The organism is Streptomyces sp. NRRL F-2664, from assembly GCF_000719345.1.
In the GTDB taxonomy this organism is placed as follows: Bacteria; Actinomycetota; Actinomycetes; order Streptomycetales; family Streptomycetaceae; genus Streptomyces.
The window spans coordinates 54,575-71,914 of sequence record NZ_JOFX01000036.1; the positions used below are offsets into that span (position 1 = coordinate 54,575).

14 protein-coding genes are annotated in these 17,340 nt (G+C 73.4%); 11 read left to right on the forward strand and 3 right to left on the reverse strand.

The features are described from left to right. Positions 1-221 precede the first annotated feature (221 nt). Together IF89_RS0126630 and IF89_RS0126635 are read left to right on the forward strand one after the other, a co-directional pair. A complete protein-coding gene (locus tag IF89_RS0126630) occupies positions 222-3,872 on the forward strand; it encodes a glycosyltransferase family 2 protein (protein WP_078628533.1) in 3,651 nt (1,216 codons plus the stop codon). Beyond that, a complete protein-coding gene (locus tag IF89_RS0126635) occupies positions 3,869-5,356 on the forward strand; it encodes a DUF5719 family protein (protein WP_030773183.1) in 1,488 nt (495 codons plus the stop codon). Before IF89_RS0126630 ends, IF89_RS0126635 begins: the two co-directional genes overlap by 4 nt. A 38-nt stretch (positions 5,357-5,394) precedes the next feature. Here the strand turns inward: IF89_RS0126635 and IF89_RS0126640 are convergent, their stop codons facing one another. After that, complete coding sequence (locus IF89_RS0126640) at positions 5,395-5,874, reverse strand: metallopeptidase family protein (RefSeq protein ID WP_420706965.1); 480 nt, start codon at positions 5,872-5,874, stop codon at positions 5,395-5,397. Positions 5,875-5,964: 90 nt separating this feature from the next. On the opposite strand from IF89_RS0126640, the gene IF89_RS0126645 reads away from it, so the two are divergent. The 6 genes from IF89_RS0126645 (at position 5,965) to IF89_RS0126670 (ending at position 11,625) form a co-directional block, all read left to right on the forward strand. Further along, entirely contained in the window at positions 5,965-6,339 is a 375-nt protein-coding gene (locus IF89_RS0126645; protein WP_030773189.1) for a DUF3499 domain-containing protein, read from the forward strand. A 78-nt stretch (positions 6,340-6,417) separates the two neighbouring features. Then, the gene (locus IF89_RS0126650; RefSeq protein WP_030773192.1) at positions 6,418-7,791 is read left to right on the forward strand and encodes a phosphomannomutase/phosphoglucomutase; all 1,374 of its coding nucleotides are present in this window, start codon (positions 6,418-6,420) and stop codon (positions 7,789-7,791) included. Between the two features lie 249 nt (positions 7,792-8,040). Then, positions 8,041-8,223, forward strand: coding sequence for a Trm112 family protein (locus IF89_RS0126655; protein ID WP_030032543.1), 183 nt, complete (start codon positions 8,041-8,043; stop codon positions 8,221-8,223). Between the two features lie 69 nt (positions 8,224-8,292). Beyond that, positions 8,293-9,426: an SIS domain-containing protein gene (locus tag IF89_RS0126660; protein ID WP_030773197.1), complete on the forward strand. Its 1,134-nt coding sequence runs from the start codon at positions 8,293-8,295 to the stop codon at positions 9,424-9,426. A gap of 39 nt (positions 9,427-9,465) precedes the next feature. Continuing rightward, positions 9,466-10,626, forward strand: a complete 1,161-nt coding sequence (gene manA, locus IF89_RS0126665; protein ID WP_030773200.1) for a mannose-6-phosphate isomerase, class I — start codon at positions 9,466-9,468, stop codon at positions 10,624-10,626. Positions 10,627-10,701: 75 nt separating this feature from the next. Continuing rightward, positions 10,702-11,625: a cation diffusion facilitator family transporter gene (locus IF89_RS0126670; RefSeq protein WP_043194429.1), complete on the forward strand. Its 924-nt coding sequence runs from the start codon at positions 10,702-10,704 to the stop codon at positions 11,623-11,625. 68 nt (positions 11,626-11,693) lie between these two features. Here the strand turns inward: IF89_RS0126670 and lepB are convergent, their stop codons facing one another. Next, complete coding sequence (gene lepB, locus IF89_RS42460; protein WP_030773206.1) at positions 11,694-12,380, reverse strand: signal peptidase I; 687 nt, start codon at positions 12,378-12,380, stop codon at positions 11,694-11,696. A gap of 313 nt (positions 12,381-12,693) precedes the next feature. Between lepB and ahcY the strand changes: the two genes are divergently transcribed. Then, complete coding sequence (gene ahcY / locus IF89_RS0126680) at positions 12,694-14,130, forward strand: adenosylhomocysteinase (protein ID WP_030773209.1); 1,437 nt, start codon at positions 12,694-12,696, stop codon at positions 14,128-14,130. 96 nt (positions 14,131-14,226) lie between these two features. Further along, entirely contained in the window at positions 14,227-14,847 is a 621-nt protein-coding gene (locus IF89_RS0126685) for a hypothetical protein (protein ID WP_030773211.1), read from the forward strand. Positions 14,848-14,851: 4 nt separating this feature from the next. On the opposite strand, the gene IF89_RS0126690 is transcribed toward IF89_RS0126685, so the two are convergent. Continuing rightward, positions 14,852-15,763: an RDD family protein gene (locus IF89_RS0126690; RefSeq protein ID WP_030773213.1), complete on the reverse strand. Its 912-nt coding sequence runs from the start codon at positions 15,761-15,763 to the stop codon at positions 14,852-14,854. Between the two features lie 115 nt (positions 15,764-15,878). Between IF89_RS0126690 and IF89_RS0126695 the strand changes: the two genes are divergently transcribed. Beyond that, entirely contained in the window at positions 15,879-16,886 is a 1,008-nt protein-coding gene (locus IF89_RS0126695; protein WP_030773216.1) for a stage II sporulation protein M, read from the forward strand. Positions 16,887-17,340: the final 454 nt, after the last annotated feature.

Here is a 17,340-nt window from a genome sequence, read left to right on the forward strand (position 1 = left end):
CCCCGGCAGCCGCAGCACCCCGCACGACATATCCGAATATCCGAGCAAGACCTCTCCGGCACGACGCACAGCCGGACGAGGAGCACCGCACACGGTCCGCCTCCTGCACCTTCCCCGCAGGAGGCGGACCGTTGCTGTGGCAGCCGTTAGGGTGGGGCGCTGTCCAGCAGCCTCCGAGGGCACACCACCCCCGGACCCCCCGCCGGAGGGCCCGTACCGCGATGTCCCTGCACAGCCAGTCGACGGCCTCCTACCAGGCCCCCGACACACCAGAGTTCCCCCGGCACGTCGTCACCGCCGTCCTCGTCGCCCACGACGGCGCCCGCTGGCTGCCCCGGACGCTCGCCGGCCTCCTCGGCCAGGAACGCCCCGCGCAGAACCACGTCGCCGCCGACACCGGCAGCGCCGACGAGTCCGCCCGCCTCCTCACCGAGGCCCTCGGCGACGACCGCGTCCTCCACCTCGCCCGCCGCACCGGATTCGGCACCGCCGTCGACGAATGCGCCCGCACCGCAGGCACCCTGGGCCCCGAGGACCTCCCGTACCTCAAGCGCCCCAGCGGCTGGGACCCCGTCAGCCGCACCTGGCGCGACGACGCCTACGACCTCCCCGACCTCCCCCACGGCGAACCCGTCCAGTGGCTCTGGCTCCTGCACGACGACAGCGCCCCCGAACCCGACGCCCTCACCGAACTGCTCCGCGTCGCCGACGAGAACCCCGACGCCGCCGTCATCGGCCCCAAACTGCGCGGCTGGTACGACAAGAAGCAGCTCCTCGAAGCAGGCGTCACCATCGCCCGCAGCGGCCGCCGCTGGACCGGACTCGACCGCCGCGAACAGGACCAGGGCCAGCACGACCAGGTGCGCCCCGTCCTGTCCGTCTCCACCGCCGGCATGCTCGTCCGCCGCGACGTCTACGACGAACTGGGCGGCTTCGACCGGCGTCTGCCCCTCATGCGCGACGACGTCGACCTGTGCTGGCGTGCCCAGAGCGCCGGCCACACCGTCCTCGTCGCCCCCGACGCCGTCATGCGCCACGCGGAGGCCTCCGCCCGCGAACGCCGCACCATCGACTGCGCCGGCCGCACCACCGCCGGCCCGCACCGCGTCGACAAGGCCGGCGCCGTCTACACCATCCTCGCCAACAGCTCCGGCCGCGCCCTGCCCTACGTCCTGCTGCGCGTCGTCCTCGGCACCGTCCTGCGCACCCTCGCCTACCTGATCGGCAAAGCCCCCGGCCAGGCCGTCGACGAGATCACCGGCCTCCTCGCCACCCTGCTGCGCCCCGGCCGCCTCCTCGCCGCCCGCAGGGCCCGCCGCCGGCCCGCCGTCCCCGCCTCCGAACTGCGCGGGCTCTTCCCCCCGCCCGGGGCCTCCCTGCGCGCCAACGCCGACCAGCTCGCCGGCTACTTCGGCGGCGACCGCCACACCGACCCCGCCCCCGCCGGCCGGCACGGCGGCGGCAGCATCCTGGCCGCACCCGGCGAGGACGGCGACTACCACGAGACCGAGCGCTTCGCCCGCCTCAAGCGGATCGCCCGCAACCCCGCACCCCTCCTCCTCGCACTGCTCCTTCTGGTCTCCGTCGCGGCCTGCCGCGCCCTGATCGGCGGCGGCTCCCTGATGGGCGGCGCCCTGCTGCCCGCCCCCGACAGCGGCCTCGACCTCTGGAGCACCCACACCGACGGCTGGCACCCCGTCGGCACCGGCTCCACCGCCTCCGCCCCGCCCTACCTGGCCGCCCTCGGCGCCCTCTCCACCCTGCTGTTCGGCTCCACCCAGGCCGCCCTGACCCTCCTGCTCGTCGGGTCCGTCCCCCTGGCCGGCCTCACCGCGTACTTCGCCTCCCGGCCGCTCGTCGAATCCCGGCTGCTGCGCGCCTGGGCCGCCACCGCCTACGCCTTCCTCCCCGCCGTCACCGGAGCCCTCGCCGGCGGCCGCCTCGGCACCGCCGTCCTCGCCGTCGTGCTCCCCCTCACCGCCCGCTCCGCCGTCGCCGCCTTCGACCTCGGCGAAGGCGCCACCGCCGGCGACCAGCGGGGCGGCCGGCGTGCGGTGTGGACGTACACCCTCCTGCTGACCCTGGCCACCGCCTTCACCCCGCTCGTCTGGCCGCTCGCCGCCCTCCTCGGCACGGCCGCGCTCGTCCTGCGCCGCGCACAGTGGAAGACGTACGGCCTCAGGCTGCTCGCCACCCTCGCCGTCCCCCTCCTCGTCCTCGCCCCCTGGTCGCTGGGACTGCTCACCCACCCCGGCCGCTTCCTCCAGGAGGCCGGACTGCCCTACGGAGCCGGTTCCGCCGGCGCCCTGGACCTCCTCGGCATCAGCCCCGGCGGCCCCGGCACCGGCGCCCGCCTGCTGCTCGTGGGGATCGTCCTCGCCGCCCTGGCCGCCCTGCTCCGCTCCGACCGGCAGTTCGCCGTCCGCACCGCCTGGGCCACCGCCCTGGCCGCCCTCCTCCTCGCGGTCCTCGCCAACCGCACCGCCTGGGCCGGCCCCGCCACCCTCGTGTACGGACTCGCCCTCCTCGCCGCCGCCACGGTCGGCGCCGACGGCGCCAAGCACCGCGTCGCCGCCCGCAACTTCGGCTGGCGCCAGCCCGTGGCCGCCCTCATCGCCCTCGCCGCGGCCGCCGGCCCGCTCATCGCCGCCGCCACCTGGATGGTCGCCGGCGCCGACGGCCCGCTGCAGCGCCGCGACCCCGTCCAGGTGCCCGCCTTCGTCGCCGACGCGAGCGGCGACGACAACCAGACCCGCACCCTGCTGCTCGACCCCGACGGGCCCGCCGAGGTCTCCTACAGCCTCGTCCGCGGCCCCGGCGGCCGCCTCGGCGACGCCGAGATCACTGCCCGCACCGGCGACGACCCCCGCCTCGACAAGGTGGTCTCCAACCTCGTCGCCGGCTCCGGCGCCGACCAGTCCAGCCAGCTCAGCGCCTACGCCATCCGCTTCGTGATGTTCCGCCCCGGCGGACCCGAGGACATCCGCCGCGTCCTCGACGCCACCCCGGGCCTGAGCCGCCGCCACCAGCAGGACGGCACCGCACTGTGGGGCGTCGAGCCCTGGCTGCCGCGCGCCGTGATCGTCCCCGCCCGGCAGGGCGAGGCCCCGATCCCCGTCGCCGCCGGCCCCGTCGAGGCCCACAGCACGATCCCCGCCGGCGAGGCCGGCCGGGTCCTGCGCATCGCCGACCGCGCCGACGCCGGCTGGCAGGCCACGCTCGACGGCAAGCCGCTCAAGGCCAAAACCCTCGACGGGTGGGCCCAGGGATTCGAACTCCCCGCCGCCGGAGGCCGCCTCGACCTCGTCCACGAGGGCTCCCTGCTGCGCACCGCCTGGAACTGGACCCAGGGCCTGCTCGCCCTGGTCCTGCTGGTCATGGCGCTGCCGGGACGGCGGGCCCGGCTCGACGACGACCTGCCCGAGGAGGAGGCCGCCGCCACCTCCCGCCCCGGCCCGGGCGAGACCGGCGAAGGCCGCCGCGCGCGCAGGCTCCGCGCCGGGGCCGAGGCGGACGCCGCCCCCGGCCCGGTGGAGACCGCGGTCGCCGCCGACCCGTACGCGCAGATCCCCGCGCAACCGGTGTACGGCGAGGACTCCTACGCCTACCAGCCGTACGACGGCCAGGGCGGCTACATGTACGAGCCGCAGGAGCCCCAGCACCCCCAGGAGCACCAGCAGCAGTACCCGTACGAGCAGCAGTACTCCGGATACGAGCAGCAGGGCGAAGGCGCCCACGACACCCCCTACCCGCAGCAGCACCAGCAGCACCCCCAGCACCAGCCGTACCCGTACGCGCCCTACGAGCCGTACCCACCCCACGACGTCCACCCCCAGCACGAACCGCGTCCTGACGGGAGCACCCAGCAGTGAAGCAGCGCGCACCCCTGACGCTCGCGGCCGTGACCGCGGCGCTGGCCGCCCTCACCGGCGTCGCCGCCCTCACCGCGCCCGACCCCGCGGCCGGGCCGTCCGACGGCCGGCCCGCGGCCGCCTCGGCCCGGATGCCGGTGGAACGCTCCCTGCTGGTGTGCCCGGGGCCGAGCTCCTCGGACATCGCGGAGACCACGTACACCTCCTTCACACCCGGCGGACCCGCCGGCGCGGGCAAGGGCTCGGCCCGGCTGCTCGGCGCCAACAAGGACGCCAAACCGGTCGTGGAGCCCAAGGAACCCGGCAAGCCCGTCGGCGCCACCGCCAACGGAGCCGACGCACCCGCCCTCACCGGCAGCGCCGACGGGTCCCTCGCCCCCGGCTGGACGGCGCAGCTGACCACCAAGGTCTCCGTCGGCCGCGCCCGCGGCGTGCTCGGCGTCGGCTGCACCGCGCCCGGCACCGACTTCTGGTTCCCCGGGGTCAGCACCGCCAAGGGACGCGAGGACTACGTCCACCTCACCAACCCCGACGACGCGGCCGCCGTCGTCGACATCACGCTCTTCGGCCCCGACGGCATGGCCAAGGCCGAGGCCGGCGCCGGCGAGAACATCCGCGTCGACGCCAGGTCCACCAAGACCGTCCTGCTCTCCTCCCTCCTCCCGGCCACCCAGCTCGCCGACGCCACCGCGCACGTGACGACCCGCGCCGGCCGTGTGGGGGCCTCCGTGCAGGTCGCCGAGGAGAACGTGGGCGCCGACTGGCTGCCCGCGTCCACCGACCCGGCGGGCTCACTGGTGCTCCCCGGCATCCCGGCGGACGCGGCCTCCGTACGCCTGGTCGCCTTCGTGCCGGGCGAGGAGGACGCGGACCTCAAACTGCGCCTGGCCGGGCCGGGCGGCCCCATCAACCCGGCCGGCAGCGAGCAGCTGCACGTCAAGGGCGGGATGACCGCGGTCATGGACCTCAAGGACCTGACCCGTGGCGAGCCCGGTTCGCTGATGCTGACCCCCAAGGACCCCGGGAAGGCCACCCCCCTCGTCGCGGCGCTGCGCGTGGTCCGCGGCAGCGGCACCAAGCAGGAACTGGGATTCATCCCGGCCACCGGCCCGGTCGGCGCCCGGGCGACCGTCGCCGACAACCGGCCCGAGGAGAACGCCACCCAGCTGTCGCTGACCGCACCGAGCGCCGAGGCGAAGGTCAGGGTGACGGCGTCCCCCGGCACCGGCGGCGGCGAAGCGGCCTCCCAGGAGGTCACGGTCAAGGCGGGCACCACCCAGACGCTGACGCTGGCCCCCGCCGGCGGGAAGGGCTCCTACGCCCTCACCGTCGAGACCCTCTCGGGCGGACCCGTCCACGCGGCCCGCACCCTCGCCCTCGCCGGCGACGGCATCCCGATGTTCACCGTCCAGGGCCTCTCCGACGACCACTCCACGGTGTCCGTCCCCAAGGCCCGCCAGGACCTCTCCGTCCTGACCGGGTGACGGTCCGGCCCCCGCCGCGCCGGACCGCCCGACCCCGGTCAGTCCTGGCCGTAGCGGGGGTCCACCGTCTCCGGCGTGAGGCCCAGCAACTCCGCCACCTGCTCCACCACGACCTCGTGGACCAGCATCGCCTTCTCGTCGCGCGACTTCGTGCGGATCTCCACCGGCCGCCGGAAGACCACGATCCGGGCCGGCCGCCCCTGCCGGGACTCCGACACCGCGCCCAGCGGCACCGCCTCGTCGTTCCACCCGCCGTCCGGGCCGCCCGGCGGCCCCGGCACGTCGCCGACCAGGAACTCCACGTCCGACAGCTGCGGCCAGCGACGCTCCAGCCGCTCGACGGAGTCCCGTACCAGGTCCCCGAACAGCTCCGCCCGGCTCGCCGCCAGAGGCACCTGGGGAGGGGCCAGCGGACCGCGCATCCCCCGCCCGTGCCGGTCCCGCCGGCGCGTTCTGGGCTCGACAGGACCCCCCGCGGGGGGCTCGGCGGGGCACGGGGGCAGAGGGGTGTCCGTCACCCCCGCAGGGTAGCTCCGAGGGCGACACGGGGGAGGGAGCAGCGGTGGAGTCGTCGCGGCCCGGTCAAGAGTGCGGTACCGTCCAACGTCGTGAGCCTTGTACGTCGCTGTTCGCGCACCGCGTGCGGCCGCCCTGCCGTCGCGACACTGACGTACGTCTACGCCGATTCGACCGCAGTTCTCGGCCCGCTCGCCACCTACGCCGAACCCCACTGCTACGACCTGTGCGCCGAGCACTCGGAGCGCCTCACCGCCCCGCGGGGCTGGGAGGTCGTCCGGCTGTCCGACGGTTCCGGTCCGTCCCGCCCGAGCGGTGACGACCTCGAAGCCCTGGCCAACGCCGTGCGCGAAGCCGCGCGCCCGCCGGGCCGCGCCGCCGGGTCCGGTGGCACCGGCACGGGCGGCCGGGCCACCGGCGAGACCCGCCGCGGACACCTGCGCGTCCTCCGCTCGCCCGATTCCTGACGCTCGGGTCATCTGGGGTGCGGCCGCGGGTTCAGGGTAGGTTTGCCGAACCCGCACAGAACCTCAGGAGGGCAGGCAGTGGCCGCAGATCTTTCGAACATCGTCAAGGCGTACGACGTGCGCGGTGTCGTGCCGGACGAGTGGGACGAGTCCCTGGCGGAGCTGTTCGGTGCTGCGTTCGTCGAGGTCGTGGGCGGGTCGGCGATCGTGGTGGGACACGACATGCGCCCGTCGTCGCCGGGGTTGTCGGCGGCGTTCGCGCGGGGCGCGGCAGCGCGCGGCGTCGACGTGACGCTGATCGGCCTGTGCTCGACGGACCAGCTGTACTACGCGTCGGGGTCGTCGGGCCTGCCGGGCGCGATGTTCACGGCGTCGCACAACCCGGCCCAGTACAACGGGATCAAGATGTGCCGCGCGGGCGCCGCGCCGGTGGGTCAGGACACGGGCCTGTCGCAGATCCGCGGCCTCGTGGAGCGCTGGCTGGACGAGGGCGGTGCCCCGGCGGCGGCGGAGGGCACCGCGCCCGGAACGGTGACGGAGCAGGACTCCCTGAAGGGCTACGCGGCGCATCTGCGCTCGCTGGTGGACCTGTCGTCGATCCGTCCGCTGAAGGTGGTGGTGGACGCGGGCAACGGCATGGGCGGCCACACCGTGCCGACCGTGTTCGAGGGCCTTCCCCTCGACGTGACGGAGATGTACTTCGAGCTCGACGGCACCTTCCCCAACCACGAGGCGAACCCGCTCGACCCGAAGAACATCGTCGACCTGCAGGCCCGCGTCCTGGCGGAGGGCGCCGACCTCGGCATCGCCTTCGACGGGGACGCGGACCGCTGCTTCATCGTGGACGAGCGCGGCGCGGGGGTCTCCCCGTCGGCGATCACGGCGCTGGTCGCGGCGCGGGAGCTGGCCCGCAACGGCGGCTCGGGCACCGTGATCCACAACCTGATCACCTCCTGGTCGGTGCCGGAGGTCGTCCGCGAACACGGCGGCACCCCGGTGCGTACCCGGGTGGGCCACTCCTTCATCAAGGAGGAGATGGCGAAGACGGGTGCGATCTTCGGCGGCGAGCACTCGGCGCACTACTACTTCAAGGACTTCTGGAACGCCGACACGGGCATGCTGGCCGCGCTCCACGTCCTCGCCGCCCTCGGCGGCCAGGACGGGCCGCTCTCCGCTCTGGTGGCCTCCTACGACCGCTACGAGGGCTCGGGGGAGATCAACTCGACGGTGGCGGACCAGGCGGGCCGTCTGGCGGCGGTGAAGGAAACCTTCGGCGGTCGCGAGGGCGTGACCCTGGACGAGCTGGACGGCCTGACGGTCACGGGCGGGGACTGGTGGTTCAACGTCCGCGCGTCGAACACCGAGCCGCTGCTGCGTCTGAACGTGGAGGCCCGCGACGCCGACACCCTGGCCCGCGTCCGCGACGAGGCCCTCGCCCTGATCCGCGCCTGACATCGGGCCGGCCCGCGCCTTTCGGCGCGGGCCGGCCATGTCGGCCCCCCGGCGTTTGAAGCGCGGGTCCGGGCAGTCCGTCAAAGGCGCTCCCTGCGGGAGCCCCGCCGCCCGGACCGGCCGGTGAGGCCCGAGCGGTCCCAGCCCCCGACGCGGCCGATCCACCCCCGCCCGCCCCGGGCCGCACCGGCGGAGCCCCAGGGGTACGCTGACCACGCCCCACCCGCATCCCCGAAGGGAACCCGCCCCATGCCGCTCGAAGCCGGCCTCCTGCAGATCCTCGCCTGCCCCGCCTGCCACGCGCCGCTCGAGGACAAGTCGGCCGACGAGACCCCCGAGCTGCTCTGCACCGGCCAGGACTGCGCTCTCGCCTACCCGGTGCGCGACGGCATTCCGGTCCTCCTCGTGGACGAGGCCCGCCGCCCCGCCTGACCGCCGCCCGCCCGACCGCACCGCGCCACGCGCAGACAGGTTCCCGTCACCCAACAGCCGGAGGCCGCCATGCTCGACGAGTCGCTCCTCGACGCCCCGGACGATCTCGCCCGCGTCGACCGACGGGGGCTGCTCCGCGGCGCGGCCGAGGCCGGGGCCAGGGTCCGTACCGCCGCCCGGCACGCGAGCGAGGCGGGCATCGCCGCCCTGCGCCCCGACGGCCGCCCCCGCGCGGTCCTGATCGCCGGGCCCGGCTCCGCCGCCACCGGGGTCGCCGACCTGCTCGGCGCTCTCGCCGGCGCCTCCGCGCCGGTGATCCGGCTCGACCCCACGGGGGTCGCCCACGCCGCCGGGGCCCTGCGCTGGTCGCTGCCCGGCTGGGTCGGCCCCGTCGACCTGCTGCTCCTGGCCACCACCGACGGCACCGAGCCGGGGCTCGCCGTACTCGCCGAGCAGGCCTACCGGCGCGGCTGCACCGTCGTCGCCGTCGCCCCCGAACGCTCACCGCTGAGCGAGGCCGTCGACGGCGCGCACGGACTCCTCGTACCGATGGCCAAGGCCCCGTACCAGGAGTTCGACGAGTCGGCCGCCGCGGGACCGGGCGCCCTGTGGGCACTGCTGACGCCCCTGCTGCTGCTCCTCGACAAGGTCGGCCTGATCACGGCGGCCCCCGACACCCTCCAACTCGTGGCCGACCGGCTCGACCGGACGGCCGAACGCTGCGGGCCGGCCATCGCCACCTACTCCAACCCGGCCAAGACCCTCGCCGCGGAACTCGCGGACTCGCTGCCGCTCATCTGGAGCGAGGGCACCGGCGCCGGCCCCGCCGGCCGCCGCTTCGCCGCCACCCTCGCCGAGCTGGCCGGCCGCCCCGCGCTGGCCGCCGCGCTCCCCGAGGCCCTGCCCGCCCACGGCGTCCTGCTCGCCGGCGCCTTCGCGGCCGGCGCCGACCCCGACGACTTCTTCCGCGACCGGGTCGACGAGCCCCAGGCCCTGCGCGCCCGCGTCGTCCTGCTGCGCGACCGGCCCGCCGGCGGCCTCACCGCCGCCCCCGCCGCCCGCGAGCTCGCCCTCAGCCACGACACGGCCGTCAGCGAACTCGAACCGGAGGAAGGCGCCGAGCTGGAACAGCTCGCCGAACTGCTCGCCGTCACGGATTTCGCCACCGCCTACCTGGCGCTGGCCTCCGGGGGACACAGCTGAGACCCGAGCACGTGCCCGGATCTATCCAGGAAGACGACGATGGACCGCCTGACCAACACGATCCGCCCCTACGCCTGGGGATCCACCACGGCCCTGCCCGCGCTCCTGGGTGTCGAACCCACCGGTGAGCCCCAGGCCGAACTGTGGATGGGAGCCCACCCGGGCGCCCCGTCCCGCGTCGACCGCGGCGCGGGGGAGAGGTCGCTCGCGGAGGTCATCGCCGCCGACCCCGAGGGCGAGCTCGGCGCCGCCACCGTGGCCAAGTTCGGCCCCGGGCTGCCCTTCCTCTTCAAGATCCTCGCCGCCGGCGCCCCGCTCTCCCTCCAGGTCCACCCCGACCTCGCCCAGGCGAAGGCCGGGTTCGAGGACGAGGAACGGCGCGGGATCCCCATCGACGCGGGCCACCGCAACTACAAGGACCCCAACCACAAGCCCGAGATGATCTGCGCGATCACCACCTTCGAGGGACTGTGCGGATTCCGGTCCCCGCAGGCGTCCGCGGACCTCTTCGAGGGGCTCGGCGTGGACTCCCTCAAGCCGTACGCCGACCTGCTGCGCGCCCACCCCGAGGAGGCCGCGCTGCGCGAGGTGCTGACCGCCGTACTGAGCGCGGACCGCGAGCAGATGGCCCGCACGGTCGCCGAGACCGCGGCCGCCGCCGAACGCCTCGGCGGCGCGTACGCCACGTACGCCGCCCTGGTGCACGAGTACCCGGGTGATCCCGGCGTCATCGCGGCCATGCTGCTCAACCACGTGCGACTCCAGCCCGGCGAGGCGCTGTTCCTCGGAGCGGGGGTCCCGCACGCCTACTTCGACGGACTCGGCGTCGAGCTCCTCGCCAACTCGGACAACGTGCTGCGCGCCGGTCTCACCCCCAAGCACGTGGACGTCCCCGAGCTGTTGAAGATCGTGCGGTTCGAGCCGAGCGACCCGACCGTCATGCGGCCCGAGGGGGACGGCGGCGAAGAGGTCTACGAGGCCCCCATCGACGAGTTCCGGCTCTCCCGCTTCCTCCTCGCGCCCGGCGGTACGCCCCGGATGCTCCCGGACGGCGCCCCGCAGATCCTGCTCTGCACGGCCGGCTCCGTACAGGCCGGCGAACTGGCCCTCACGCCGGGCCAATCCGTTTTCGTGCCGGCGGACGAAAAGGTCGAACTGTCCGGAAACGGCACGGTCTTCCGGGCCACTGTGGTGGTCTGACACGGCGTCCGCCCCAGGGGGCTGCAACAATGTGCCGCCGTAAGCCACTGGCCCCAGGAAGGACACCCTGCACCCATGAGCGCGTCGGGCGGTACCAAGGCGATCGTGGCGGCACTCGCCGCCAACCTCGCCATCGCTGTAGCCAAATTCGTGGCGTTCCTCTTCAGCGGTTCGTCGTCGATGCTCGCGGAAAGCGTCCACTCCCTGGCCGACTCCGGGAACCAGGGCCTGCTCCTCCTCGGCGGCAAGAAGGCCCAGCGCGAGGCGACGCCGCAGCACCCCTTCGGGTACGGGCGCGAGCGCTACATCTACGCCTTCCTCGTCTCCATCGTGCTCTTCACCGTCGGTGGCATGTTCGCCATCTACGAGGGCTACGAGAAGATCCACGACCCGCACCCGATCGAGGCCTGGTACTGGCCGGTCGGCGTCCTGGTCTTCGCGATCATCGCCGAGTCCTTCTCCTTCCGCACCGCGATCCAGGAGTCCAACGCGATCCGCGGGAAGCTGACGTGGACGCAGTTCGTGAAGCGGGCCAAGGCACCCGAACTGCCCGTGGTGCTGCTGGAGGACCTCGGCGCGCTCGTCGGCCTGATTCTGGCGCTCGGCGGTGTCGGACTGGCGCTGCTGACCGGTGACGGCATCTGGGACGGCATCGGCACCCTGTGCATCGGCGTCCTCCTCATCGCCATCGCGATCGTCCTGGCCGCGGAGACCAAGTCCCTGCTGCTCGGCGAGGCCGCGGGCATCGAGGATGTCGAGAAGATCAAGGCCGCCGCCGTCGACGGGGACGTCGTCACCCGCGTCATCCACATGCGCACCCTGCACCTCGGCCCCGAGGAACTGCTCGTCGCCGCCAAGATCGCCGTCGAGGCCCACGACACCGCGACCGAGGTCGCCGACGCGATCAACGCCGCCGAGGCCCGTATCCGCGAGGCGGTCCCGATCGCCCGCGTGATCTACCTGGAGCCGGACATCTACCGCCCCGAGGCCGCCCAGTAGGTCCCGTCCACACGCCGAAGGCCCCCGCGAGCAGCAGCCCGCGGGGGCCTTCGGCGTACGCGCGGGAACTACGGCACGTCCACCCGCGTGGCGCCCCAGACGGGCCCGTGCACCTCGGCAGGCCTGCGCCGCCGCGCCACGAGCGAGGCGATCCCCAGCCCGAGGGACAGGGGCAGGAGGCAGACCCCGGCGGACAGGAGCAGGCCGAGGACCACCATCAGCGGGGACTCCTCGTGCATCCCGGAATCGATCCCGGTCACCGCGGCCAGCGGCAGCGTCCCCCGGTGGGTCTCCGGGTGGAAGCGCGAGTCCTGGGAGTTGCCGCGGTTGTCCCCCAGTACGAACATCCGGCCCGGCGGCACCGAGACGGCGAAGGCCACCCCGCCGGCCCCGGCATCGCCGTCGCGCACGTACGGCTCGTCGAGCGGCTTCCCGTTGAGGGTCAGCGTCCGGTCGCCCGTCGCGTAGGCGATGTGGTCCCCGCCCAGCGCCACGACACGCCCGACGAACGGGCCGTCGTAGCCCCAGGCGGCCGGATCGTAGGTGACCACGTCGCCGTGCCGCACCCCACCGTGGTCCTTCTCCATCACGAGCAGGCTCCCGACGGGGAGCGTGGGCAGCATGTTCTCGCTGAACTGCTTCACCGGGACGAACCGGGTGAACATGTACGCCATCGGACCCGCGACCAGCGCGACCCCGAACACCAGCAGGGCGATCGCCCAGATCCCCCGCCGTCGGCCAGGCCTGTGTTGCATGACTTCCCCACCCCTCCCACCAGTACGAACGGCCGGAAGACTACGGCCTGGCCGAAAAGGTGCTCCGGGTGGGGGCGTCACGGGCGGGCCCGGCGTCCCGGCCCGCCCAGTTCTCCGTTCGACTGGGGCCGCCACCGCCGATCGGTGTAGATTCGTCATCAGTGTCAGGCGTCGCTGCTGATGGCGGGTCGGGCGGTCCCTGCGACCGGCCGAGGGGAGAGAGGACCCCCGACGGACTGTGCTCGGTGTCCCGTCCCCAGGACGGCGCACAGACCAGCCGTACCCACCTCTCGAACCATGAGGAGCAGCACCCATGGACTTCAAGGTCGCAGACCTCTCCCTCGCCGCCTTCGGCCGCAAGGAGATCACCCTGGCCGAGCACGAGATGCCGGGCCTGATGTCGATCCGCCGCGAGTACGCCGAGGCCCAGCCCCTCGCCGGCGCCCGCATCACCGGCTCGCTGCACATGACCGTGCAGACCGCCGTGCTCATCGAGACCCTTGTCGCCCTCGGCGCCGACGTCCGCTGGGCGTCCTGCAACATCTTCTCCACCCAGGACCACGCTGCCGCCGCCATCGCGGTGGGCCCGAACGGCACCCCGGAGAACCCCCAGGGCATCCCCGTCTTCGCCTGGAAGGGCGAGACGCTGGAGGAGTACTGGTGGTGCACCGAGCAGGCGCTGACCTGGCCGAACACCCCCACCGGCGGCCCGAACATGATCCTCGACGACGGTGGTGACGCCACCCTCCTCGTCCACAAGGGCGTCGAGTTCGAGAAGGCCGGCGAGGCCCCGGACCCGTCCACCGCGGACTCCGAGGAATACGCCCACATCCTCACCCTGCTGAACCGCACCCTCGGCGAGAACCCGCAGAAGTGGACGCAGCTCGCCTCCGAGATCCGCGGCGTGACCGAGGAGACCACCACCGGTGTGCACCGCCTCTACGAGATGATGCAGTCCGGCGACCTGCTCTTCCCGGCGATCAACGTGAACGACGCCGTCACCAAGTCGAAGTTCGACAACAAGTACGGCTGCCGCCACTCCCTGATCGACGGCATCAACCGCGCCACCGACGTCCTCATCGGCGGCAAGGTCGCGGTCGTCTGCGGCTACGGCGACGTCGGCAAGGGCTGCGCCGAGTCCCTCCGCGGCCAGGGCGCCCGCGTCATCGTCACCGAGATCGACCCGATCTGCGCCCTGCAGGCCGCCATGGACGGCTACCAGGTCGCCACGCTGGACGACGTCGTGGAGATCGCCGACATCTTCATCACGACCACCGGCAACAAGGACATCATCATGGCCTCGGACATGGCCAAGATGAAGCACCAGGCGATCGTCGGCAACATCGGCCACTTCGACAACGAGATCGACATGGCCGGCCTCGCCAAGATCGACGGAATCGTCAAGGACGAGGTCAAGCCGCAGGTCCACACCTGGACCTTCCCCGACGGCAAGGTCCTGATCGTCCTCTCCGAGGGCCGCCTGCTGAACCTCGGCAACGCGACCGGCCACCCCTCCTTCGTCATGTCGAACTCCTTCGCGGACCAGACCCTGGCCCAGATCGAGCTCTTCACGAAGCCGGAGGAGTACCCGACCGACGTCTACGTGCTCCCCAAGCACCTCGACGAGAAGGTCGCGCGCCTGCACCTCGACGCCCTCGGCGTCAAGCTCACCACCCTCCGCCCGGAGCAGGCCGAGTACATCGGCGTCAAGGTCGAGGGCCCGTACAAGCCGGACCACTACCGCTACTGATCACCACCGATCGACCGCGGACGTACCTGGAGCAGGCCCCCGGCACACGTGCCGGGGGCCTGCCCCGCATCCCCGATCCGAAGAAGCGTGCGCACCATGCCCCGCGGCCGTTACTCCCTCCACGACCCGCACGACCACACCCCCCTCGGCGAGGAGCACTTCCACTGCGCCCCCGGGCCCTCGGGCTGGCGCTACGTCTCCCAGCTCACCACCCCGGACGGCGACCACCGCGGCTCCGTCGACCTCGCGATCGACGAACTCGGCCGCCCCATCCGCCTGGAGGTCAACGCCGCGAGCTGGCAGGTCCGCGGAGCCGCCCTGGACGGCGTCACCTGGGTCCGCACCGACCCCACCGGCACCGAGGCCACCGAGGGCAACATCGCCGCCCCCGGCTTCACCGGCACCTCCCCGGCCTTCCTGGTCGCCACGGCCCGCCTGCTGCGCCCGACCCCCGGCGCCCCCGCCACCCGCGTCCGGCTGCTCGCCCTCACCGACCCGGTCCTGGCCCCCCGTACGGTCGACCAGGCCTGGGCACTGGTCGCCCGCGTGGAGCACCCGACCGACAGCGGACCGCTCCAGGTGGACGAGTACCGGGTCACCGCCCTGGACACGGGCGAGGTCCACACGGTCCACATCGCCGGGGACGTGGTCCTCTCGGCCCCCGGCATCGAACTGGAGCACCTGGAGACCCCGCCCTCGCACTTCGCCGAGCAGTGACGCCTCAGGCCGGCGGCGCGAACCCGCCGGCGCGCGGAACCTCCGCCGGGGCCGCGGGCGCGCCGGGCGGGTACGCGGACGCAACCGGCGGCGCGGGCGCGGCCGGTGCGAGGGGCCCGTGGGGTGCCCCGTGCGGTACCGGCGCCGACGGAGCGCCGACGCCCGACGCGGCGCGGAAGGCCCGGGCCGCATCGCGCGACTGGCGCTCGTGCACCACGGCCATCAGGAACGCCGCGGCCGGCACCCCGGCCGGCGGCGGCGCACCCGTACGGGCCACGAGATCGTCCGCGAGCCGCGCCGCCATCGCCGCACCCACCTGCGGATCCAGCTGGTTCATGCGCGTCAGGTACTGGCGGATCGCCAGCCACAGTCCGTCCGGCACCGCCGACAGGTCCAGCTGCGTGAACCGCCCGGCCAGCCACGGCGGCGGGGGCGGCACCGGCATCACCCGCGCCCCCGGCACCCGCTCCCGCACCACCAGCGTCCCCGCGAAGACATCTCCGAGCCGCCGCCCGCGCACCGACACCAGCGACGCGACGGCAGCCACCGTGCCGAAGGTCAGCAGCAGCTCCACCACCCCGAGGGCCCCGCGCACCAACGCGTGCCGGAAGCGGATCGGCCCACCGTCGTCACGCACCACCCGCAGCCCGCAGGCGAGCTTGCCCAGGGAGCGCCCGTGCGACAGCGTCTCCACCGCGATCGGGACACCGACCAGCAGCAGCAGGAAGCAGGCCACCCCGACGGCGGCCTGCGCCGCCGGGTCCAGCGAGGCAGTCGCGAGGGTCAGCCCGACAGTCAGGAGCACGTACACGGTGACGTACACGGCCAGGTCCAGGAGGATCGCCAGCGCACGGCTCGGCAGCCTCGCCGGCCGCAGCCCCAGGACGACCGCGTCCCCCGTCACCAGATCGCTCACCGCAGCACCAGCACCTCTCCTGTGACCTGACCCGCCCCTACGGCATCCAGTCTGCCAAGCTGACCACACTAGGAATAGGCAGCGGCCAGGGGACCTGGGCAGGGGAGCGCACCGGATGGATCTCGACGTCTTCGTCACGGCACACCGCGCGGAATGGGACCGCCTGGAACAGCTCCTGGGCCGGGGCCGCAAGCTCACGGGCGAGGAGGCCGACGAACTCGTCGCGCTCTACCAGCGCACCTCCACCCACCTCTCCCTCGTCCAGTCCAGCGCCCCGGACCCGCTGCTCACCGGACGCCTGACCCAGCTGGTGGCCCGCGCCCGCGCGACGGTCACCGGCACCCGCCGCGCCGGCTGGCGCGACGCCGCACTCTTCTTCACCGTGGGCTTCCCGGCCGCGGTCCACCGCAGCCGCCGCTGGTGGATACCGACGGCCCTGCTCTCCACCGCGCTGGGCGTGCTCATCGGCTGGTGGATAGCCACGCACCCCGAGGTCCAGGGCGCCATCGCAGCCCCGGAGCAACTGAAGGAGCTGACCAGGCCCGGCGGCGAGTACGAGACGTACTACTCCAGCAACCCGGCCGGCTCCTTCGCCGCGCAAGTGTGGACGAACAACGCCCAGGCGGCCGCGATGTGCCTGGTCCTGGGCGTCTTCCTGGGGATCCCCGTGCTGTGGATCCTCTTCCTGAACATGGCCAACCTCGGCGTGGGCCTGGGCCTGATGGCGTCCGCCGGCCGGCTCGACGTCTTCCTGGGCCTGATCCTCCCGCACGGCCTGCTCGAACTGACGGCAGTCTTCGTGGCCGCGGGTACCGGCCTGCGCCTGGGCTGGACGGTCATCGACCCGGGCCCCCGCACCCGCCGCACCGCCCTGGCCGAAGAGGGCCGCGCCGCCCTCGGCATGGCCCTCGGCCTCGCGGCGGTCCTGTTCGTCTCCGGCCTGATCGAAGGCTTCGTCACCCCGTCGGGCCTTCCCACCTGGGCCCGGATCACGATCGGCGTGGTCGCCGAGGCGGCGTTCCTGCTCTACGTCTTCGTCCTGGGCGGCAGGGCCACCCGCGCCGGCGAAGTCGGCGACGTCGAGGCCGCGGACCGCACGGCAACGCTCCCGACCGCAGCCTGATGTGCGTACTAGCCGGCTGAACTGCTAGTCTCCTCGTCGTCCCGCAAACGCCGTTGACACGGAGCGAGCGGGGAGGTAGATTCGAACGGTTGCCTCGAACTGGACAAGTTCGGCAGCGATGGTTTAAAGTCTCTCTCACCCCATGGACGTCAAGATCCGATCGGGGTACGCCCGACTCCTCATTCAGGAATTCAGCCGGAGAAATCCGGTGGAAAACTTCTGATAGAGTCGGAATCGCCGGAAAGGGAATCGCGAAAGCGAGAACCTGGAAAGCACCGAGGAAATCAGGCCCGAAAGAGTCTGATAGAGTCGGAAACGCAGGACAGCAGAACGAAGCCCGGAGGAAAGCCCGAGCGGGTGAGTACGAAGGAAGCGTCCGTTCCTTGAGAACTCAACAGCGTGCCAAAAATCAACGCCAGAAGTTGATACCCCGTCCACTTCGGTGGATGAGGTT